Below are 22,455 nucleotides of genomic sequence, written 5' to 3' on the forward strand. Positions count from 1 at the left end.
GCGGGCTATCTGATGTGATAGCCCGCCGGGTCCCTCCTTTGTCTGTTACAGCGCCTATTTTCGACTATTAAGTAGTCCAATAATCAATACTGCTATTGAGATGCCATAAAGGATTCCAAGCACTAGGTCGCTGACATTTGACACTACGTTCAAGATAATTGCCAGGATCAAGAACAGCATCCCAACAGGAACATACTTATTCGACTTCATACGCTCGTGCTCCCTCAATAATCAACAGCGATACATCATTTTCAGGACCATCCAGCTACCCATTTTCTGAATGACTATGGACGTTCGCCTTACTACCACGCTAGCACTCTGGACCTAAAAACTCCCTTCACAACACAACTTTCTTCACCCACCCCTAAAAAGCACACATAAAAACCATCCCCTCCGCAGGTTGTTCAATATTTAAAAATCGCTATTTTACTAATGAAGTAAAAAATATTGGTATTACATTGAAACACAAAATATGATACAATAAAAAATTAATAGTTTGATTATTTATCAAAGGGTGGCAGGCATTATGAAAAATATTTATATGTATGTTCAAGATACTATGGCCGATTGGGAACACGGCTATTTGATGCATGCACTAAGTTTGCAGGCTATGTTGGGAGAACCTAAAGTAAAATTATTAACGGTTTCCAAAGGGGAAAAGTCTATAAAAACTGCTGGAGGAATGACAATTGTTCCAGATTTTAATCTATATGATATAGATACTGCAAATACAGATGCTCTATTGCTTATCGGAGGAGATAGTTGGTTGAACAATGAGCAAGATGACGTTTTAGAACTTGCCTCTAAACTACTACAAGAAAATATCTTAGTTGGAGCTATCTGTGGAGCCACTTTGGGATTAGCCGAAAAAGGAATTTTAGATAATCGATATCATACGAGTAATGCTCCATTCTTTTTAAGCCAGATGAGCCAACATTATCGAGGACATAGTTATTATAAAGATGAGATTGCAGTTCAAGACGGAAATCTTATTACCGCAAGTTCAGCCGGCTCTTTATTATGGGCTAAGTTAATTGTCGAGGAGTTGGGCCTATATTCAAAAACTACAGTTGAAGCATGGTTTAATTATTTTTCAACGGGAGCCCCTCAATACTATGGGGAAATGATGAACTCTCTAGCAAAAGAAGCATTGTAAAGTTAATATGAAAAAAATTATTTTCCTTCGTGGAGTAACACCAACTGGCACCAATAGAATTCCAAAAATGTCTTATTTAGTAGAAATCCTAACGGAAGTTGGATTTTTAAATGTTCAAACATATATTCAGAGCGGGAATGTAGTGTTAGAATCAGAGTTATCTGACGAAGAAATCAGAAAGTTAGTTCATGATACAATTTTGGATAAAATTGGAGCTGATTTATCAATAATCATCAAAGAAATTAATCAATTAGAGATTGCTATTCAAGAAAACCCATTTGATAATACTTATGATAGTTCTCGCGTTCATCTAGTTTTTACTAATGAACAGATTCCCGAAAGTACTCTAACAGAACTTAGTAGAGAGAATTTTGGAGATGAAGAGTTCTATGGTGGTCACGAGTGCTGTTACCTATATTTACCACGTGAAGCTCGAAAAAAACGTTTAAATACTAATTATCTTGAAAAGAAATTTGGAATTCGGATGACTATGCGAAAATTGAGTGTAGTTAATCGACTTTCAAAGTTTTAACCAGACAGAAAAGGATGGTCAAGTCCATACCACACAGACAAAAGAAGAGTTCTATCAATATTACGACCTAGATAAGGCAGGCAAAGCCTATCATGAGATTGATTGAAGTAAGATATAACAAAGGAGAAGAACGATGATAGAAGAACGAATCCATACTACAAAGCAGTATGTTAAAACTTTATTTGCTGATCGAGCGGATGGCCATGATGTAGAGCATACCCTTCGCGTCTATACCAATGCTATGAGAATCGCACAAGCAGAAGGTCCATGTGATATGGAGATAGTGGGCTTGTCAGCTCTTCTTCACGATGCTGATGATGATAAATTATTTCAAACAGAGAATAATGCGAATGCTCGCACGTTTCTAGAAGAGATTTGTATTCCTCAAAACCGAATCGACCAGATTTGTCAGGTTATCAATGCTGTTTCTTTCAGCAAAAATCGCGGTAAACATCCAGAAACCATAGAAGGCAAGATTGTCCAGGATGCAGACCGCTTGGATGCGATAGGAGCTGTAGGAATTGCGCGAACTTTTTCCTATGGTGGCCACAAAGGGAGGCCCCTTACTGATACCATCCAACATTTCCATGACAAGTTGCTCCTCTTAAAAGATGAAATGAACACGGAGACTGCCAAACAAATTGCAGAAAGTCGCCATCAATTTTTAATCACCTTCCTAAATGAAATAGAAAAGGAATTGTACTGAATAAAATATTTAAATTAACTTTTATAAAAGACTCATTTGAACGGCAACGAACGTTAGCGCCATCACTTACACTAGCACGAAGACACCCGCCCGGACTAGGGAAAACTCCACCACAACACAGCTTTTGTACCCAACCGCACCCCCGCCCGCGTCTCCCCAAAGCGCACAAAGAAACCACCCCCTCCGCAGCTTGTCGCCGCAAAGGGGATGGTTTCTATATATGAGCTAGACCAGAAAGCCTAGTACTACTCAGCAGCCTCAGTGCTGGGCTTGGGGTCTTCGTTCACGCGGTTGCGGATATGCTCCACAATACGTGCCACAGCCTCATCCACGGGCACACCGTTCTCCTGCTTGTTGCCGCGGAAACGGAACGAAACAGCGCCGTGCTCCGCATCCTCACCGCCAGCAATCAGAATGAACGGAACCTTCTCGGTAGACGCGGTACGAATCTTCTTCGTGAAGCGATCCGAACCGTAATCCACCTCAACACGCACACCGTGCGCACGCAGCTTGTCCGCGATCTCGGTCATGTAATCGTTGAACGCCTCAGCCACCGGCACACCAATGACCTGGACGGGCGACAGCCAAGCCGGGAACGCACCCGCATAGTGCTCGGTCAGCACACCCAAGAAGCGCTCAATCGAGCCGAACTTCGCCGAGTGAATCATGACCGGCTCCTGCACGGTGCCGTCAGCAGCCTGGTACTCCAGACCGAAACGGCTCGGCTGGTTGAAGTCGTACTGAACGGTCGACATCTGCCAGGTACGGCCGATCGCGTCCTTCGCCTGAACCGAAATCTTCGGGCCGTAGAACGCAGCTCCACCGGGATCCGGGACGAGCTCCAGGCCGGTCTCCTTCGCGACCTGCTCCAGAACCGCGGTAGCCTCTTCCCACTGCTCATCAGTACCGATGAACTTATCCTTCTTATCACCCTCAGTGTCGCGAGTGGACAGCTCAAGGTAGAAGTCAGTCATGCCGAAGTCCTCAAGCAGGCTCAGCATAAACTTCAGCAGGTGACGCACCTCGTCCGGTGCCTGCTCCTTCGTCACGTACGAGTGAGAGTCGTCCTGGCTGATCATGCGAACGCGGGTCAGGCCCTGCAGCACGCCGGACTTCTCGTCACGGTACACGGTGCCGAACTCGAAGAAACGCAGCGGCAGCTCACGGTACGAACGGCCACGAGAACGGTAAATCTCGTTGTGCATCGGGCAGTTCATAGCCTTCAGACGGTAATTACCGTTATCCAGCTCCATGGAGGGGAACATGCCGTCCGCATAGTACGGAAGGTGACCGGAAGTGTAGAACAGGTCTTCCTTCGAAATGTGCGGAGTGCTGACGTACTGGAAACCCTCCTGAATGTGGCGGGTACGCACGTAGTCTTCCATCTCGCGCTTAATCACGCCACCCTTAGGGTGAATCACCGGCAGGCCGGGGCCAATGTTCTTCGGGAAGGAGAACAGGTCCAGCTCACGGCCCAGGCGGCGGTGGTCACGGCGCTCCGCCTCAGCGATGCGCTCCTTGTACGCCACCAGCTCTTCCTTAGTCGGCCATGCGGTACCGTAAATACGCTGCAGCATGGGGTTCTTCTCAGAACCACGCCAGTACGCGCCACCGGCACGCATCAGGGCGTAGCCGTTAGCAATCAGCTTGGTGTTCGGCAGGTGCGGGCCGCGGCAGAGGTCCTTCCAGACGGTCTCGCCGGTCTTCGGGTGCACGTTGTCGTAAATGGTGATTTCACCCTCGCCAACCTCCACGGATGCGCCCTCGGCAGCATCCGCACCAGAACCGGGGCCCTGGGTCAGGGAAAGCAGTTCCAGCTTGTACGGCTCGTTCGCCATCTCAGCAACAGCCTCGTCGTGGGTGACCACGCGGCGGCGGAACAGCTGGCCGGACTTGATGATCTTAATCATCGACTTCTCGATCTTCTTCAGATCTTCCGGGGTGAAGGGCTCAGCCACATCAAAGTCAAAGTAGAAGCCGTCAGTAATGTACGGGCCAATACCCAGCTTGGCGTCCTTGCGGTACTCCTGCACCGCCTGCGCCATCACGTGCGCAGCGGAGTGGCGCAGAACGTTCAGGCCGTCCGGCTCGTGAATGAAAACCGGCTCAACGGAATCGCCAGCAGACAGCTCGTGGGAGAGATCAACGAGCACGCCGTTCACGCGTGCCACAACGATCTTCGGGTCGTCAGCGAACAGCTCAGCGGCAGTCTTCGCGGTAACCTCGCGTTCCTCACCAGAAACGCTAATAACAATTGCTGAAGAATCAGCGGCAGACATAAGTCTCCTTAACTCAGGCGCGCGCGGCCGCTCGGGGCGCCGCGGGTGCGCATACTATTCCGCACTGTACTGGTGCACGGACACACACCATCTTACAACGGCTCCCAGCAAACGCTCAGCTTGAGGGCAGACTAGTCCGCATGATGTTCACGCGTATGCTCATACACGTCAACCACAATGTGGCTAATATGGTCGTCCTTCAGACGGTAAATAGTGGTGCGGCCATGCTGCTCACGGTCAATCACGTGCGCCTCACGCAGGATACGCAGATGATGCGAGGCAAGCGGCTGCGAAATACCCAGGCAGGTGTGCAGTTCGCTCACACTGTGCGGGCGGTGCATCAGATGGTGCGCAATCGCCAGGCGCAGCGGGTTCGCGAGCGCAGAGAAAATCGCCACGGACGGGCCGAACTGTTCCTCCCAATCCTTGGGGCTGTTGCCTTCGAGGAGGGGCGCGTTAGCGGGCACCTCGTGGGTGTGCTCTGAGACGTGCTCAGCTACATGCTTTGCTACCTGCTCGGCGGCGTGGTCAGCGTGGTTGTGGGTGGTGTTAGTTTCGGTCTGGTCTGTGTGCTGGCTCTGAGTCATAGTATTTTCACCTTAGGTACAGGAAGGGGGCACGTCAAGAAAGTTACGCCTGCGCGGCGTGCTTTCTTGAGCGTGCCCCTCTCCCCTATGTGCGCTTATGTTCGCGGCTATCGGTGCGCTGTCATTGTGGCGGCAACATCGTGGACCACCACCCTCCTAGAGCGGTTCATCACATTGCGGTCATAATGCCAAGCGCCGCATCCTAACTGCGAATCAGCGGTGCATCAGCTCGCGGGTATGAAACCCTAGAGCACCTTAGCGGTTAGCGACTGCCACCTGCAGGTAACCCTCAGCGGACTTCACGCCCTTGTCGGTCACTGCGCGGTAGCGGACCACCGGTGCGAAGCCCTGCTTGGACTTTGCAGAAACCGCGATGCCCTGGGTGCCGTCGGGCAGGGTCACCACGCGGTAGGTGGCGTACTCGTCGCTGTATGCGCTGACGACCTGGCCGCGCTGGTTGAGCAGCTCCAGCTTCTTGACGGTCTCGCCGCGGCTGTATGCGCCGAAGGATGCCTCGTCGTTGTTCAGGACCGCCACGTTCTGGGTGGTGCCCGAGTACAGGGAGACCGAGTCCTCACGGGCAATCGGGCTGTTCTTATCCACCACGTGCACCTTCAACGGGATCGAGTACAGCTGCGCGGCGGAGCCCTTCTTCGCCTTCACGTCGGACATGCGGGCGGGCGCCTTACCGGTGCGGTTCACGGTGATGTTCGTACCGTTGTCGCGGCGCAGGTCCCAGGTGGTGCCGGTGACATCGTGGGTGTTCAGGTCAATCGAGTAGGTGCCGGTCTTGCCGTTGGAGGCAAAACGGATGCCGGTCTCCGCGCTGGAGAACTGGCCACCAGCAGTGTTGACCTTCTCCTTGTTGACCCAGCGGCTGGGGCGGAAGTTCGGGGTCTGCTCGATTTCCTGGAAGTTGTAGTCGCGGGCGTAACGGTAGTTCGGGGAAACCTTGTGCGACTGGTGCACGCTCTGCGCAACCGCGGTCTCGCCGGAGTAGACGGTGGCGTGGTGCTCGGCGGGCTGGTAGATCACGCCGGAGCCGGTGCCGGTCTTGCCGTAGGCGTTCGAGGGGTACTTGAACTTCACTGCCGCCGAAGACTGGTTCACTGCTGCGTTCTGGGTCTCGGCGTCGCTGATGCGTTCCGCCTTGGGGGTGCGCACCGCGGAACGGCGCACGGTCACGGGGCGTGCAATCTTGTGTGCGTCAGCGTTCGAGTCGGCAGCCTGGTTGTTGCTCTGCGGCAGAACCTGGGTGCCCTCACGGCGTGCAGTGTTCTCAGCGGACTCGGTGTAGTTCACGGGCATCCACTGCACCTGCTGCCAGGGGAACTGGTTGCCGGTGAAGCCGCTGGGCACAAAGTTCGCGAACATTGCAGCCAGCTGCGGGTCTTCCTTGTACACGTTCTTACCCTGGCGGGCGTAGGGTGCGTAGGAGCTTGCCGCCTCCAGGTTGAATGCGTTAGTGAAGAGGTTGTGGTCCGCGAGGATGAAGCCGTACTCCTTCATCGCGGTCAGAATCATGCGGCTGAGCTGGTCGTCGGCGTGGCCGGTGTTCGCCAGGTGCTCTTCCACGTCAAAGCTTGCGGGCAGGAAGCCACGCTGACCTGCGCGGGGCGCGTTCGGGAACTTGCTCATGTCCAGCTTGCCGTCGGTGCCCTTCGCCGGGAAGGAGGAGGTCAGCGCCGCATAGTCAGCCGCGGTAATGGACACCATGTGGTTGATCTTGCCCGCCTTGAGCTCGTCCACACCAATCTGGGTGAGCTCGTTCGCCATGCCCACCACGGAGGAGGTGCCGTTCTTGAGGGTCAGCCAGTAGTTGTCCTCGCCCACGCCGCCGAAGTTCGGCTTAGCGAGCATGTAGCCGCCGGAAGACACGTGGTAGATTGCCGGGTAGTCAACCGCCACGGGGATGTCCACGGTGCCGCGGGTGCCGGCGGGAATCTTGTAGGTAATCTCGCCGGTTTTTTCGTTGATGGACGCGCCGGGCACGTTCTTTGCCAGGCGGAACTTCGCGCCGCGAGCAATCGGGTAGGAGGTGCGGGCGTTGCCGGACTTCGCGTCGATGCTGACGGGTGCCTTGATGGTGACGGTCTGACCTGCGTTACCGCGGCCGACGTTGTCGTACTGAATCTTGGCGCTCTTGGGGGTGGACGCGTTACCGCCGCCAACCTGCACGCGGGCGGTGCTGGTGTAGGTCTGTGCGTCTGCATCCTTGACGAACTTGAAGTAGGAGCGCCAGATGCCGGTTGCCTCGTCGTACAGGGCGACGGACTGGTCGCCGGAGAGGCCGTGGTCCTCGGCAAGCCACTTCGGGATCGGGATGCCGCCGGTCAGGATGCGCTTGTTCTCCGCGTTAGCGTTGATGCGGTTGTCGCGGGAGACGACCTCCACGTACTCCTGGTGCGGGTTCGCGGAGTTCACGGCGAGGGTCGGGATGTTCTCGTGGCCGCCAACGCTCTGGGCGCGGTCCTTCTTCACGGTGCCCGCGTTGATGGCGGTGGTGATGGGGTGGTTGCCCGCATCGGCGGAGTATTCGAGGAAGGTGCGGCTGATTTCGCTACTGTTGGCTGCGACGGCTTCGGTGCCGGTGAGCTTCTGCGCTGCGAAGGAGTCGCTGGCGAGCTTGCCGCTCAGGGGCGAGGTGTTCTCGGTGGTGGTCAGCTGCGCCTTGGTGAGGGAGGAGTTGACCGGTGCGAGAGTGTCGATGGTCTTCGCCTGCGGGTCGGGGGTCCAGTAGCAGGTCGGACCGGGGGCGACGTTGGTGATGTTCGCGAGGGTCGGCACGGTGCGGTAGCCTGCGTCGACGCAGGTGGTACCGGCTACGTTGCGGGTGGAGGCGGTTGCACCGAAGGTCGCGGGGAGGTTCGCGCCGGTGATGACGGTTGCCAATGCTGCGGAGGCAGCGATGGTGGCACGGCGGCGGTTTGCCGGGCGCTGTGCCGGGTTTTTGGATGCAGTTGTGGTCATGTTTTTCTTCCGTTCGTGTCGGCTTGTTTGAGTGAGTGCGTTTGTATGAACAAACACGGACGTGAGTGAAATATGCATCTGAGGGTGTGCCCGGGTGGGCCCTGATCTTCTGGCAGGAATTCTCAGGAAACTCTCAGATAATCCCCATACCCTACATAGTCTTTGGGGCGAACGCAAAACGAGTTTGTGATTCAGGGCACCGATTTTTTGCTAAAGGTTCAGGTTTAGACTCATATTTCTTTACACCTGCGTGCACTGATAGATGTTTAGACTTTCAGAATTTGCACCGCAGTGTTTAGGCTTTATTCCTAGTCAGGCGAGAGTAATTTGAGAAAAACGAAAAACGCGCACGGAAAACTAAACCTTCAACCACAAAGTTCCCGGAACGACGCGCCAAAACCTTCTGTTGAATTTCTCACACGTGCCCACAATTTGGAATACTGCACTCTGGGCAGATATGGTCTCAGTCACTGAAACAGGGGGTTTCGTGTGCTCAATCGGCAGCTTTTGGGCCAGATCTGCAGTCGGGGCACATGCATTGCTTCACCTCCACAGACCCACAAAACCCACTCGAAACCCTAAGATTTAGCTCAAAGTTTAAAGTTTTCGTGTGTTTGACAGTGCGTAACCATGCATTCGCCACACTCCCCCACTCGAGGCACTCTCCGCTGCGTACCCCAGAAAATCTAAGCCGCCCACCGGGAGCTTTAAAAGGAATAAAAACACCCCGCATGCGCCTCAAAAACACATGCGGGGTGCATAAGTATTCACTTATGGGTGCCTTCCAGTGCACCCAACACGAGGTGCTGCAGGCGCCTCCGTGGGTTCACGTGGGTTCATCCGCGATTGCGCGCAGAGCCACCGGATAACTACAGCGCGCCCGCCTCCGAGCAAACATTCACCAGTTCGCCAATGCCCTCGATGCGGGTGCGCACCGTCTGCCCCGGCTTCAACCACTGACGCGGATGTAGCGACAAGCCAACCCCGGCGGGCGTACCCGTCGCCACCAGGTCGCCCGGCTCCAAGGTCATGAACCGAGAAATATAGGAGAGCAGCTGCGCCGGGGTGAACACCATATCCGCCGTCGTGCCGCGCTGACGCACCACGCCGTCCACCTCACAGACCAGCTCCAGCCCGGCGACCGGGTCAACCTCATCGGCGCTCACAATCACCGGACCGAACGGAGTCATCGCGTCCCAGTTCTTGCCCTGGAACCACTCCGAAGAACGACCCTGCCAATCACGCACCGACACGTCATTCAGGACCGTGTAACCCATCAGGGCATCAAGCGCCTGCTCCTCCGTGGCGTTACGCAGGCGAGCGCCCACGACCAGGCAGAGCTCCACCTCCCAGTCGACCTTCGTACTGCCGGTGCCGTCATCAGCGGGCATGCGAATCTGCTCGCCGGGGCCAATCAGTGCGTTCGGGAACTTCGCGAACAGCGCCGGGTACTCGGGCACCTCAAGGTTCATCTCCGCGGCGTGGTCGCGGTAATTCAAGCCCGCGCACACGATCTTGCCGGGCTTATCCAGCGGGCGAATAAACGGCAGAGAGTTCCAGAGCTCCTCGCCGTGACCCATGACGGTCGCGCCGTTCTCCTTGAGAATCGCCACGGCATTCTTCGGGTCGCCAAAGTTCAGGCGGAACCGGCTGTAGAAATTCAGCAGCGGGCTGAGCTTCGCCGGAAGCTCGTACACGGTCTCTTCAAAGAAGCAGACCGCGCGGCTGCCCTTCGAGTCTTTAATCTGTGCCCAACGCATGGATGCTCCTTCGCTTCAGGTGGGATAAATCAGTGGGGGTAAATCGTGTGGGTTTGGGGGTAAAAGTCAGAGATAAAAATGAGCGGAATCCGCTGACTGAATCACCTAGTGAAAGCCGTTTTGGGCGTACACCTCAACGATGGCATCTTCCAGGTCTTCCATGAGCAGGTTGGGGTTCGCGTCCTGCGCCGCGCCAACCGTGGCGGGGTCAAGGTCCATACCGAGGGCGCGGTACACGTCCGCGGTGACCGCCCGCAGGGGCGCAGAATCGGAGACCACGATGCCGGTGCTGAACCACCAGCCGCCGGTCACCACGCGCTGGGCGGTGCCGACCAGTTTGATGCGGCCACCACCTGCGGAGGCGGGCAGCTGCGCGTGCACCGAATACTCACCGGGGCAGTACTCCCCCGGAATCTCACCCATGCGCGCATCCACGCCGACCTCGCGGAGCGCCTGCGCGTACATGGAACCGAACAGCTCGTAGCGTAGGGTGTTACCGCTGCGGGCGTCGGAGGCAGGCTGAAAATGGTCCACGACCAGGCACCCCTGATGGTACGCGGCGGCATGCCCGCCGACCTTGCGCACCAGCACCTCGAAGCCGTGCTCGGCGCACGCCGCGGAGGCTTCCGCGAAGCCGGGGTTCAGCTCGTCACGGCGGCCGAACGCGACCGTCGGGTTCGGCTGATACATGCGTAGGGTGGCTTCACGCTTGCCGGTTGCCACCTCGCGGAGCATCTGCGCCGTCTGGTCGTGGTGAATGAGGATATCGCCGGACTCGGGGCCGGTCTCTCGAATAATCTGCACGTTCCTATTTTACGTTGCACCCGTCACGCTGGCGTGTGGGTGGTGGGACGTCTCAAGGGTGACCCAGGAACAGCTCAGGGGTAGCTCAAGGGCTGCGCGTTCCTCAGCGCGCCCCCGGCGTTCTCCCCGGTTATTTCCCGCAGAATCCCAGCCGCCAATACACCCGGCCATATTCACATTTTTTATGCCGAATTTCTTCACTCCGTGAATCCAACCCATTACGATTAAAAGACTACGTGGCATCCCACACGTTGCCACAAGTACACAACACAGCATGACAACGCAGAAGAAACGCGCACACCGTGACGGCCCACCCGCCACGGACCAAACTGTACGTTTCACATAAGGAGTACGGACATGTCACAGTCCACCAACACAGCGGTAGCCGCCGCCCCCAGCCAGGAGGTGAGCGTAGCCCGCAAACAGCGAAACAAGCTGATTCTGCACGTTGCCATCATCCTCGTAGCAACCCTCGCCATCTGGTTCATTCCCGCCCCCGAAGGCGTCGACCCGCGCGGCATGCACATGCTCGCCATTTTCGTCGGCACTATCCTCGGCCTGATCCTGCAGCCGCTGCCGACCCCGTCCGTGGCGCTCGTCGGCCTGGGTGCCGCAATGATTACCGGCACCATGGCGGATAAGAACGAGGCGCTGACCGGCTTCGGTAACTCCTCCATCTGGATTATTGTTGCCGCGTTCTTCATCGCCGACGGCTTCCTCATTACCGGCCTGGGCAAGCGCATCGCGCTGCTGTTCGTGCGTGCGCTCGGCAAGTCCTCGCTGGGCCTGTCCTACGGTATGGCAATCACCGACCTGGTTCTCGCCCCCGCCACCCCCTCCAACACTGCGCGTGCCGGTGGCGTGATTTACCCGATTATCCGTTCCCTCTCCGAGGTCAACGGCTCCACCAACGAGACCCCCGAATCGCGCCGTAAGCTCGGCTCCTACCTGCTCATGACCGAGGCGCAGGTCAACACCATCACCTCGGCAATGTTCCTGACCGCAATGGCGGGTAACCCGCTGGCGCAGAAGTTCGCGCACGACCGCGGCCTCAACCTTGACTGGGGTACCTGGGCGCTCGCGGCAATCGTTCCCGGTCTTGCGGCACTGATTGTGATGCCGTGGATTATGTCGAAGATTTACCCGCCGACTATCAAGAAGACTCCGGACGCACCCGAGCACGCCCGCCAGGAACTGCACGAAATGGGTCCCATGAGCGTGAAGGAATGGATCATGCTCGGCACCTTCGTGATGCTGCTGGTCCTGTGGGTTACCGGTACTTCCCTGGGTATTGACGCCACCAGTGCCGCCTTCTTCGGCATCGCGATTCTGCTGGTCACCAAGGTCCTGACCTGGAAGGACCTGGCGAAGAACTCCAGCGCATGGTCCACCCTCATCTTCTTCGCCGTGCTCGTCGGCATGGCGGACCACCTGAAGAAGCTCAAGGTTGTTGACTGAATCGGTCAGCAGGCGGCGCACAGCATCAGCGGCATGGCGTGGCCCATGGCGTTCGCGGTCCTGGTTCTGGCGTACTTCTTCATCCACTACATGTTCGCTTCGAACACCGCGCAGGTTGTGGCGCTGTACGCAGTGTTCCTCGGTGCGGCTGTCGCTGCGGGTGTTCCGCCGATGTTCGCGGCGCTGTTCCTCGGCTTCATGGGTAACCTGATTGGCGGCATCACCCACTACGCTTCCGGCCCGGCTGGTGTGTACTACGGTTCCGGCTACTTCAGTGTGGGCGAATGGTTCAAGGTCGGCTTCATGGCGGCTATGGTGAACCTCGTCGTCTGGGGTGCGGTCGGTACCGCGTGGCTGTTCGCGCTCGGCTTCGCTAACTAGTAGCGCAGGCACCGAGGCGGCTTAGCTCAGCGTTAGGCGCTGTATAAAAGCCCGGTATTTTCACGTGAATTTTCGCGTGAGGATGCCGGGCTTTTGCGTGCCCGCTGGATGCTCCGCACGGCGGTTTTTGGCGCGGTTTACAGTGCAAAACCTAGTAATCCCCCACCCCCTCCGCTAGGGTAGAAGAAAGACCCAAAGCACCCCGGAGGACGCCGTGCATCAGGACCAGCACATCACCGCCCAAACCAGCCCTCTGCCCAGCAGCCCGGCGCTCACCGAGCCGCAGCCGCTCGGCGCGTTCCCCGACGGCTTCCTCTTCGGAGGCGCCACCGCCGCCAACCAGTTCGAGGGCGCCTGGAACGAAGACGGCAAGGGCCCCAGCCTGCAGGATGTGCTGCCCGCCGGCGGCCTATACCCGCGCACCGCAGAGCCCACCGAGGACAACCTCAAGCTGGGGGGCATCGACTTCTACCACCGCTATCGCGAAGACATCGCCCTGCTCGCAGAGATGGGTTTCAAGGTCTTCCGCTTCTCCATCGCCTGGTCGCGTATCTTCCCCCGCGGCGACGAATCCGAGCCGAACGAGGCGGGCCTCGCCTTCTACGACCGCGTGCTCGACGAGCTCGAAAAGCACGGCATGGAACCGCTCATCACCCTCAGCCACTACGAAACCCCGCTGCACCTGGTGGAGCAGTATGACGGCTGGACCAGCCGCGAACTCATCGGCTTCTACGAACGCTACGCCCGCACCGTGTTCGCCCGCTACGGCAAGCGCGTAAAGTACTGGCTGACCTTCAACGAAATCAACTCCATGCTGCACCTGCCGTTCATGTCCGGCGGCATCAACACCCCGGCGGATCAGCTCAGCGACGCCGACCTCTACCAGGCGATGCACCACGAACTGGTCGCCTCCGCGCGCGCTACCGCTGCGGCTCGCGAACTGGCACCGGGCGCGCAGATTGGCTGCATGATTCTTGCCATGCCCACCTACCCGCTCACCCCCGACCCCGCCGACGTACTCGCCGCCATGCAGGCTGAACAGGCAAACTTCGCCTTCGGTGACGTGCACGTACGCGGCACCTACCCCGGCTACTTCCTGCGCTCCCTGCGTGAAAAGGGCGTGGAACTGAACATCACCGAGCAGGACCGCGAAGACCTGAAGAACACCGTGGACTTCGTGTCCTTCAGCTACTACATGTCCACCTGCGCGACCGGCGACCCGGCACGCGGCGAAGGCAACATCCTCGGCGGCGTGGCGAACCCGACCCTGCCCGCCAGCGAATGGGGCTGGCAGATTGACCCGACCGGCCTGCGCGTGGTCCTCAACCAGTATTGGGACCGCTGGCAGAAGCCGCTGTTCATCGTGGAGAACGGCCTGGGCGCCCGCGACGAGCTGGTCGAGGTGAACGGCGAGCTCACCGTGGAAGACGACTACCGCATCGACTACCTGCGCCAGCACCTGCACGCGGTACGCGAGGCGATTGAGGACGGCGTAAACGTGCTCGGCTACACCACCTGGGGTTGCATCGACATGATTAGCGCCTCGACCGCGCAGATGTCCAAGCGCTACGGGTTCATCTACGTGGACCGCAACGACGACGGCACCGGCACCCTGGCACGCTACCGCAAGAAGTCCTTCCACTGGTACCGCGAGGTGATTGCCAGCAACGGTGCGGAGCTTTAAAGGGTCAGCCGCTAGACGCTGACCCCGTGCAACTCTGAGCCCCGCGAAACCAGCAGCGAAAAGCCCCCGAGACACCAATCTCGGGGGCTTTCTGTATATGCGTTATGCCTAGCGCGGGCGGCTCTAGTCCATGGGTAACTAGTCCATGGGCAAATCGTTCAGGCTGGTGGAGACGTACTCCCACCAGGTCGGCACCAACCCGGCGTTCAACGCAACCCTCTGCGACAGCATGTGCGACGGGCTCGTACCGTAGAACGGCAGGTACCCCTCCGCCAGGGTGAGTCGGGCGGCATCACGCACCAGCACGCTCGCAATGCCGGCACCACGCCAGGTGGGCAGCACATCAATACCGATTTGGCGCATAATCGGCGAATCATCGCTCAGACCAACCATAGCGATAGGGTCTGCGTGCACCGGGGTGCTCTCCCCCGCTACGGCTGCATCAGATGCCTCAGGTGCGTCCTCGTCCACCGGGTAGGCGGCAAGCACCAGCACATCCGGGCGGCGTTCGCTAAAGCCCAGCGCGTTCGAGTAGCGCTTATCCCCGCGGAATCGCTCAATCTGCTCAGCATCCAGCAGGTCCACGCGCAGGCGGGTTACGCGCGCCTCCGTGTCTTCCGGGTCAACCTCAATCGCACCCGCGGAGGCGTTTGCCTCCCTGCGAATAGCGCGCTCACCCGTGATTTCGGCGAGCAACGCCGCTTTCAGCTCGGCGGGGTCGACGCGGCGCATCATGCCCACACCGGGCACGGCACACTTGACCTCCTGTGCCTGCACGCCCTCGGGTACGACCGAGTTCAGCAGGGCGCGGCCGGGCGTGTAGTAGATGCTCGTGCCGCTGACCTGCAGCGTGTAGGGGGTAAGCAGTTCGTTGAGCTGACGGAGCTGCGCGTAGTCGCCGAGCCAGTTCGACTGGTCACCGAGCATGTAATCGATGGCCTTGTCCAGCACGCGCGGATGTTTGGCGCAGAGAATGCCGACGCTCGCGTAGTTGGCGACGCGCAACTCCCAAATGTCGTCGTTGCGGCGGCGTGCGGCACCCATCTTCTCGGAGGGCGGCTGCACGGTGGCGAGTAGCGGCAGGCTCTCGGCTTCCGGGTAGTCGCGTAGCTCTTCCAGGGCGCGGCTAATCGAGCCGGGTGCCTGGCAGAAGTCTGCCTCCAGCTGGGTGTGCAGGATATGCCGCGCACGGTCCGCAGTGGTCACAGCACCACGATTCACGGCTCCCCGGTTCACAGCTCCCCGAGTGGGTTCGGTTCCTTGAGTATCAGTCACGTAGGTTTCCTCTAGGTCAAGTTCTTGACTAGTTCAGGATCTCGGCTAGTTCAGGATCTCAGCAAGGAACGCACCGGTGTGCGAGCCCTTCACCTGAGCCACCTGTTCCGGGGTGCCCTCGGCGATGACGGTGCCGCCGCCGCTACCGCCTTCGGGGCCCATGTCGATAATCCAGTCGGCGCACTTAACCACGTCCAGGTTGTGCTCGATGGTGATGACGCTATTGCCCTTGTCGACCAGCGATTGCAGCACGGCGAGCAGCTTGCGGATGTCTTCAAAGTGCAGGCCGGTGGTCGGCTCGTCCAGCACGTAGATGGAGCGGCCGTTGGAGCGCTTCTGCAGTTCGGTTGCGAGCTTCACGCGCTGCGCTTCACCACCGGAGAGGGTGGTTGCGGGCTGACCCAGGCGAATGTAGCCCAGGCCCACGTCCACGAGGGTGTTCAGGTGGCGCGCAATCGGGGTGAACGCGGCGAAGAACTCTGCGGCTTCTTCCACGGGCATTTCGAGCACGTCGGCAATGGTCTTGCCCTTGTAGTGCACTTCGAGGGTTTCGCGGTTGTAGCGCTTGCCGTGGCAGGTTTCGCAGGGCACGTACACGTCCGGCAGGAAGTTCATTTCAATCTTCAGGGTGCCGTCGCCGGAGCAGTCCTCACAACGGCCGCCCTTGACGTTGAAGGAGAATCGGCCGGGGGTGTAGCCTCGCATTTTCGCTTCGCTGGTCTCTGCGAACAGCTTGCGGATGTGGTCGAACACGCCGGTGTAGGTGGCGGGGTTCGAGCGCGGGGTGCGGCCGATGGGCGACTGGTCCACGTGAATGACCTTGTCCAGGTGTTCCAGGCCGTCGATGCTCTTGTGGCGTCCGGGTACCTGCTTGGCGCCGTTGAGCTTGTTCGCCAGGGAGGTGTACAGAATGTCGTTGACGAGGGTGGATTTACCCGAGCCGGACACGCCGGTCACCGCGGTGAATACGCCCAGCGGGAAGGACGCGGTCACGTTCTTGAGGTTGTTTTCGCGGGCGCCGTGCACGGTCAGCTGGCGCTTCTTGTCCACGGGGCGGCGGGATGCGGGCACCTCAATGCTGCGGCGGCCAGCCATGTAGTCGCCGGTAATGGACTTGGTGTTCTTCAGCAACTCTTCAAAGCTGCCGGAGTGCACGATTTCGCCGCCGTGTTCGCCGGCGCCGGGTCCTACGTCCACGATCCAGTCGGCTTCGCGCATGGTGTCTTCGTCATGCTCAACCACGATAAGCGTATTGCCCATATCGCGCAGCTTGGTCAGGGTTTCGATGAGGCGGCGGTTATCACGCTGATGCAGACCGATGGAGGGCTCGTCGAGCACGTAGAGCACGCCGACCAGGCCGGAACCAATCTGGGTTGCGAGGCGGATGCGCTGCGCCTCACCGCCGGAGAGCGTACCGGCGGAGCGTGAGAGGGTCAGGTAGTCCAGACCCACGTCCAGCAGGAACTGCAGGCGCGCGTCAATTTCCTTGAGGACCTGCTCACCAATCTTGGCTTCGCGGGCGCTGAGCTGCAGGCCGCGCACGAAGGCGAGCGCGTCAGCCAGGGACAGGTCGGTAATGTCTGCGATGGACTGGCCGCCGACCTTCACGCCGAGGATGGTCGGGTTCAGGCGCGCGCCGCCGCAGGAGGGGCAGGCGACCTGGCGCATGTACTGTTCGTAGCGGTCGCGGGCAAAGTCCGATTCGGTTTCTTCGTGCTTGCGCTTGATGTACGCCTTCACGCCTTCGAATCCGGAGGTGTAGCGGCGTTCGCGGCCGAATCGGTTGCGGTAGGACACCTCAACCTTGTAGTCCTTGCCCTCCAGGATGGCGGCGCGGGTCTTGGCGGGCAGGTCCTTGAAGGGGGTGTTCAGGTCAAAGCCGAGCTCCTCCCCCAGGCCTGCGAGCAGGCGCAGCCAGTATTCGGTGGTTGCTTTGCCCTGCGACCAGGGGGCGATAGCGCCCTCCCCGAGGGTCAGGTCGGGGTTGGGTACGAGCAGTTCGGTGTCTACTTCCAGGCGCGAGCCGATGCCGTCGCAGGCGCTACATGCGCCGAACGGCGAGTTGAAGGAGAAGGCGCGCGGCTCGATGGTGTCGATCTGCAGCGGGTGGTTGTTGGGGCAGGCGAGGTTTTCGCTGAAGGAGCGGGTGCGTTCGGGGTCGTCCTGCTCGCGGTCCACGAAGTCGATGAGTACGCGGCCGTCGGCGAGCTTGAGCGCGGTTTCGATGGAGTCGGTCAGGCGCTGGTGAATACCGTCCTTAATGACGATGCGGTCGACGACCACCTCAATGGTGTGCTTGTACTGCTTGGCGAGCTTGGGCGGGTCGGAGAGCTGCACGGTTTCGCCGTCCACGCGGGCACGCGAATAGCCCTGGGTCAGCAGATCCTTAAAGAGGTCCACGAACTCGCCCTTACGTGCGCTGACGACGGGCGCGAGAATCTGCAGGCGGGTGCGTTCGGGGTACTCCTGCAGAATGTCCACAATCTGCTGCGGGGTCTGCTGGGTGATTTCTTCGCCACATTCGGGGCAGTGCGGGTGGCCGATGCGCGCCCAGAGCAGACGCATGTAGTCATAGATTTCGGTGATGGTACCGACGGTTGAGCGCGGGTTCTTGGAGGTGGACTTCTGGTCGATAGACACCGCCGGGGAGAGGCCCTCGATGAAGTCTACGTCGGGCTTATCGACCTGTCCGAGGAACATACGCGCGTATGAGGACAGCGACTCGACGTAGCGGCGCTGACCTTCCGCAAAGATGGTGTCGAAGGCGAGGGAGGACTTACCGGAGCCGGAGAGGCCGGTGAAGACGACCATCGCATCACGCGGAATGGTGAGGTCTACGTTCTTGAGGTTGTTTTCGCGGGCACCCTGCACCCGGATACTGGTCAGATCGTTCGCTTTGAGTGCGGTGCTACCGTGTGCCGAGCGGGGTGTCATCGAAAATCCTTTCGTCTTATCTTCGAACTTAAATTCTACACCCTCACGCCTTTCACCAGCGGGATTATGCGGCGGGTGAAGGCATGAGGGTGCAGTACTTATATGAGGCGGACTGTCAGGCGCGGTTTACCAGCCGCGGGTTCCCCAGTCTTCCAGATGGGGGCGCTCGTCGCCGAGGGTGGTGGAGCGGCCGTGGCCGGGCAGTACGATGGCGTCGTCTTCGAAGCCACCGAAGAGCTTTTCGAGCACGTTGGAGAAGAGCTCGCCGAACTGCTGCGGGGAGTCGGTCTTGCCCACGCCGCCGGGGAAGAGAGTGTCGCCGGTGAACAGCAGGGTTGCGGGGGTGCCGTCTTCCCAGGTGGTTTTGAGGGTGTAGACGATGGATCCGGGGGTGTGGCCGGGCACGTGCAGGGCGCGGATGACGGTGTCAGAGAGGTAGAAGTCGAAGCTTTCGCCGCCGGTCAGTTCTTCTTCGACGGTGTAGTCTTCCTGCTCCTTAATGGAGGCTGCGTCAGCTGCACCCGCGGAGGTCACGGCACCGGTGAGGTGGTCGAGCTCCTTAATAGCGCGGATGTGGTCCCAGTGGCCGTGGGTGACCAGGATGCCGGTCAGACCGATTGCGCGGGGTCTGATGGAGTTGAAATCCTCTTCCTTCTCCATGACGCGCACGCGGCGTTCTTCGCCGTCTGCCAGTTCAAGCTGCGGGCAGTCATTCAGGAGCGCGTCGAGAGTGAATGCGTAGAGTTCTTCTGCGTCGGCTGCGGGGTCAATAAGCACCTGCTCGCCGGTGGCGCGCATGGTGATGAGGTAGACGCTGTTGTCCATCTCGGAGACGCTGAACGCACGGACGGTCAGTTCGGGGTTCTCAAAGATGAGGGTGGGTTCGGGGTAAGTAGTCATAGTTCCAGTGTAGGGGTTGTGACCGCACAGCATGCGCCTATGCGGTTCGCTCCCCTATCAGCGCATTCGGCGTTGAATGTGCGGGATGCACAGGGAACAGATTCTGGAGCACGCTCGGAACAAGCTTTAGCCGAGGTCCCGTCTATCTGAGGCTCCAGCGAAATTCAAACAGTGAAATTCAAAAGTTAAACAGAGAAGCGACTGCGCATCGATACACAGTCGCTTCTCATGACACCCAGGGGTATCTATCACTCACTCAAACACAAGCAACCCGAGGACTTTGGAAATCTCACGATTACTTGATGACTCAATAGTAGCGAACTTTTTGGGGGCTGTTTTACCGCCCAATTTGGTACGGAGAGCCGGTTTTAGTGACTTGAGTCTCAATGTAATCGTTCTGTAATAAAAATAGCTGTTTTTTAGGCTATCCATACGTACCAATTTCATTTTTTTCGAGTTTTGATGTGACTTATTTCACCCAAAATAATTTTAGAATTTCCCTCTTTTGGCACTTCGATGCACCTTTAACCTAAGCTTCACACTCAGTAATTTTAAAGACTCAATACCCGGTTTTAGCCCAGTATTCCGCGGAAGTAGAGGGTTAAGGTCGAAATATCTTCAAGCTTTTGAAACTTCATTAAGTAGAAAAAATATACTGCTCGCCGTTCAAAAAGTGTACGGATATACACTTGAGGGAAAAATCAATTGGTCTGTTTAGGGTCATTAGATACCCCCTAAAGTAGAGCTTTTATAACAAAACGATAACAACAGCCCCGTCTTCAGGTTCACTGAGTGCACCCATTAAAACCCCTTTCAAAAAGCAAAATACCTAGTCAATGCCGTATTTTCACAAAATGCAAGGCAGTGTGTCACTAAAAAATCAACCTATATAGATTGTTTAATAAAACCTGACCTTTAAGCACAAATAGAGCCCAATTATTAACCAGCACGTACCAATTTCACCCTCAAAACAGGCGCTCTAGAAGCCTCAATGAAAGGTTGAAAGACCCCTCCACCAGGGGTTTCAGAATCCTTCACTCCCCCGTTTTCAGGTACTCTACTTCCCCTTATAATCACTACAGAGAGCACCATAGGGCACAGCAAAGGCGGCACCCCTCCTCCGCTGTGGGGAAGGAGCGCCGCCTCCACTAGCTATAGATCAGCTGGCACAGTCACCTTAGGACAAGCCCTTAGGACAGGCCGACCATCACGCCGTTCTCGTCGAAGCCGATGCGCTCAGCTGCGGGGCTCTTGCTCAGACCCGGCATAGTGCGCATGGTGCCGCAGATAGCGTAGACGTAGCCAGCACCTGCAGCCAGGCGAACCTCGCGCACGGGCAGAGTCCAGCCGGTCGGTGCGCCCTTCAGAGTTGCATCCGAAGAGATGGACAAGTGGGTCTTCGCGATAACCACGGGCAGGTGCGAGTAGCCCAGCTCAGCGAAACGCTTCAGCTGCTTAGCGGCGGCGGGAGCGATGGAGATGCCGTCCGCGCCGTAGACCTTGGTCGCGACCTTCTCGATCTTGGTCTCGATGGAGTCCTCAAGATCGTAGGTGTACTTCAGATCCGAAACGTCGTCACATGCCTCAGCAACCACGTCTGCCAGGTCGGTGGTGCCCTTACCACCCTCAGCCACACCGCGGTGGATAGCGACGCGAGCGCCAGCTTCCTCAGCGATACGGCGGATGGTCTCGTGCTCGGACTCGAAGTCGGTCGGGAAGGCGTTGATTGCCACGACCGGCTGAACACCGAAGTTGCGCACAATCTCGATGTGCTTCTTCAGGTTCTCTGCGCCCTTCTCCACGTCGGAGGGGCTTTCCTGCAGCATGCCTTCGGGCAGGGGCTTGCCCGGAACGATCTTGTACAGGCCGGAGTGGGACTTCAGGGAGCGCACTGTTACGACGAGCACTGCTGCGTCCGGCTTCAGGCCGGAGACGCGGCACTTGACGTTGAAGAAACGCTCCGCACCCATATCGGCACCGAAGCCAGCCTCGGTAATCACGTAGTCGGAGTACTCCAGACCAACGTAGTCGGCGACCACGGAGGAGTTACCGGTTGCGATGTTGCCGAAGGGGCCCGCGTGAATCAGTGCGGGGGTGTGCTCCAGGGTCTGCAGCAGGTTCGGGTTGATTGCGTCTGCCAGGATGACGGACATTGCGCCGTCAGCCTTCAGATCGGCTGCGGTGACGGGCTCGCCGTCGTAGTTCAGGCCGATCACAATCTTTGCCAGGCGCTCGCGGAGGTCCTTGAAGGAGGTTGCCAGCGAGAGAATCACCATGATTTCGGAGGCGCTGGTGATGTCGAAACCGGTCTCGCGGACCACGCCGTCCATGCGTTCGCCCAGGCCCACGACGATGTTGCGCAGGGAGCGGTCGTTCATGTCGATAACGCGGCGCCACTCGATTGCGCGCGGGTCGATGCGCAGCTCGTTGCCGTGGTGCAGGTGGTTGTCGATCATGGCGGCAAGCAGGTTGTGCGCTGCGGTGACGGCGTGGAAGTCGCCGGTCAGGTGCAGGTTCAGCTTCTCCATGGGAACGATCTGGGAGTAACCGCCGCCTGCTGCGCCGCCCTTGATGCCAAAGGTCGGGCCCATTGCGGGCTGACGCAGCGCCAGGATTGCCTTGCGGCCGGTCTGTGCGAAGCCCTGTGCGAGGGAGACGGAGGTTGCGGTCTTACCTTCACCGAGCGGGGTGGGGGTGACTGCGGTAACCACGATGTACTTGGAGCCGCGCTTGCGGGCGGTCTCTGCGTTGGTGGTTTCGTCGAGGAGGACCTTAGCGACATACTTGCCGTAGGGTTCAAGGCGATCTTCGCTGATGCCGTTGTCTGCTGCGATCTTGTTAATAGGCCAAAGATCGGCGGCAAGTGCGATTTCGAGGTCGGAAGGGAAAGGCTTCTTCGTCATTGTCATCCTTCGAGTTGTACGAATCATGCTCTTTTATTCTATGCCTTGGCTCACTCATTTGTCCCTCACCTCGCCGGAAGGTGGCAAATAAACCCAATTTTTAATGCACTAATCCCCGCAACCGGT

General features: G+C 58.2%; 13 protein-coding genes and 1 pseudogene. 5 read left to right on the forward strand and 9 right to left on the reverse strand.

Translation table 11 applies throughout. The features are described from left to right. Positions 1-496: 496 nt before the first annotated feature. The 3 genes from AB8C10_RS05325 (at position 497) to AB8C10_RS05335 (ending at position 2,394) form a co-directional block, all read left to right on the forward strand. Positions 497-1,156, forward strand: a complete 660-nt coding sequence (locus AB8C10_RS05325) for a DJ-1/PfpI family protein (protein ID WP_368867086.1) — start codon at positions 497-499, stop codon at positions 1,154-1,156. 7 nt (positions 1,157-1,163) lie between these two features. After that, entirely contained in the window at positions 1,164-1,688 is a 525-nt protein-coding gene (locus AB8C10_RS05330; protein ID WP_368867087.1) for a DUF1697 domain-containing protein, read from the forward strand. A gap of 133 nt (positions 1,689-1,821) precedes the next feature. After that, positions 1,822-2,394, forward strand: coding sequence for an HD domain-containing protein (locus tag AB8C10_RS05335; RefSeq protein ID WP_368867088.1), 573 nt, complete (start codon positions 1,822-1,824; stop codon positions 2,392-2,394). Positions 2,395-2,639: 245 nt separating this feature from the next. Here the strand turns inward: AB8C10_RS05335 and thrS are convergent, their stop codons facing one another. From thrS to AB8C10_RS05360, 5 genes are all read right to left on the reverse strand, one after another. Further along, positions 2,640-4,673, reverse strand: a complete 2,034-nt coding sequence (thrS, locus tag AB8C10_RS05340; protein ID WP_070690737.1) for a threonine--tRNA ligase — start codon at positions 4,671-4,673, stop codon at positions 2,640-2,642. Positions 4,674-4,804: 131 nt separating this feature from the next. Beyond that, positions 4,805-5,260 carry an ArsR/SmtB family transcription factor gene (locus AB8C10_RS05345; protein WP_368867089.1) on the reverse strand — a complete coding sequence of 152 codons (456 nt, stop codon included), beginning with the start codon at positions 5,258-5,260 and terminating at the stop codon, positions 4,805-4,807. Positions 5,261-5,515: 255 nt separating this feature from the next. Beyond that, positions 5,516-8,230: a Rib/alpha-like domain-containing protein gene (locus AB8C10_RS05350; RefSeq protein ID WP_368867090.1), complete on the reverse strand. Its 2,715-nt coding sequence runs from the start codon at positions 8,228-8,230 to the stop codon at positions 5,516-5,518. An 869-nt stretch (positions 8,231-9,099) separates the two neighbouring features. Beyond that, positions 9,100-9,990 (reverse strand): fumarylacetoacetate hydrolase family protein, encoded by an 891-nt coding sequence (locus tag AB8C10_RS05355; RefSeq protein WP_368867091.1) that lies wholly within the window; start codon positions 9,988-9,990, stop codon positions 9,100-9,102. A gap of 105 nt (positions 9,991-10,095) precedes the next feature. Next, complete coding sequence (locus AB8C10_RS05360) at positions 10,096-10,794, reverse strand: biotin/lipoate A/B protein ligase family protein (protein WP_368867092.1); 699 nt, start codon at positions 10,792-10,794, stop codon at positions 10,096-10,098. A gap of 357 nt (positions 10,795-11,151) precedes the next feature. Between AB8C10_RS05360 and AB8C10_RS05365 the strand changes: the two are divergent. After that, positions 11,152-12,633, forward strand: a pseudogene (locus AB8C10_RS05365) (anion permease). A gap of 214 nt (positions 12,634-12,847) precedes the next feature. Further along, the gene (locus AB8C10_RS05370) at positions 12,848-14,317 is read left to right on the forward strand and encodes a glycoside hydrolase family 1 protein (protein ID WP_368867093.1); all 1,470 of its coding nucleotides are present in this window, start codon (positions 12,848-12,850) and stop codon (positions 14,315-14,317) included. Between the two features lie 138 nt (positions 14,318-14,455). Here the strand turns inward: AB8C10_RS05370 and AB8C10_RS05375 are convergent, their stop codons facing one another. The 4 genes from AB8C10_RS05375 to AB8C10_RS05390 all read right to left on the reverse strand — a co-directional run bounded on the left by AB8C10_RS05375 (position 14,456) and on the right by AB8C10_RS05390 (position 22,329). Continuing rightward, positions 14,456-15,592, reverse strand: a complete 1,137-nt coding sequence (locus AB8C10_RS05375) for a GNAT family N-acetyltransferase (RefSeq protein ID WP_368867094.1) — start codon at positions 15,590-15,592, stop codon at positions 14,456-14,458. Between the two features lie 45 nt (positions 15,593-15,637). Further along, complete coding sequence (uvrA, locus tag AB8C10_RS05380; protein ID WP_298457141.1) at positions 15,638-18,526, reverse strand: excinuclease ABC subunit UvrA; 2,889 nt, start codon at positions 18,524-18,526, stop codon at positions 15,638-15,640. Between the two features lie 126 nt (positions 18,527-18,652). Beyond that, positions 18,653-19,426, reverse strand: coding sequence for an MBL fold metallo-hydrolase (locus tag AB8C10_RS05385; RefSeq protein ID WP_049345546.1), 774 nt, complete (start codon positions 19,424-19,426; stop codon positions 18,653-18,655). A gap of 1,190 nt (positions 19,427-20,616) precedes the next feature. Next, positions 20,617-22,329: a formate--tetrahydrofolate ligase gene (locus AB8C10_RS05390; RefSeq protein ID WP_005508799.1), complete on the reverse strand. Its 1,713-nt coding sequence runs from the start codon at positions 22,327-22,329 to the stop codon at positions 20,617-20,619. Positions 22,330-22,455 lie beyond the last annotated feature (126 nt).

It is taken from the genome of Rothia mucilaginosa, assembly GCF_964210535.1.
In the GTDB taxonomy this organism is placed as follows: Bacteria; Actinomycetota; Actinomycetes; order Actinomycetales; family Micrococcaceae; genus Rothia; species Rothia mucilaginosa_F.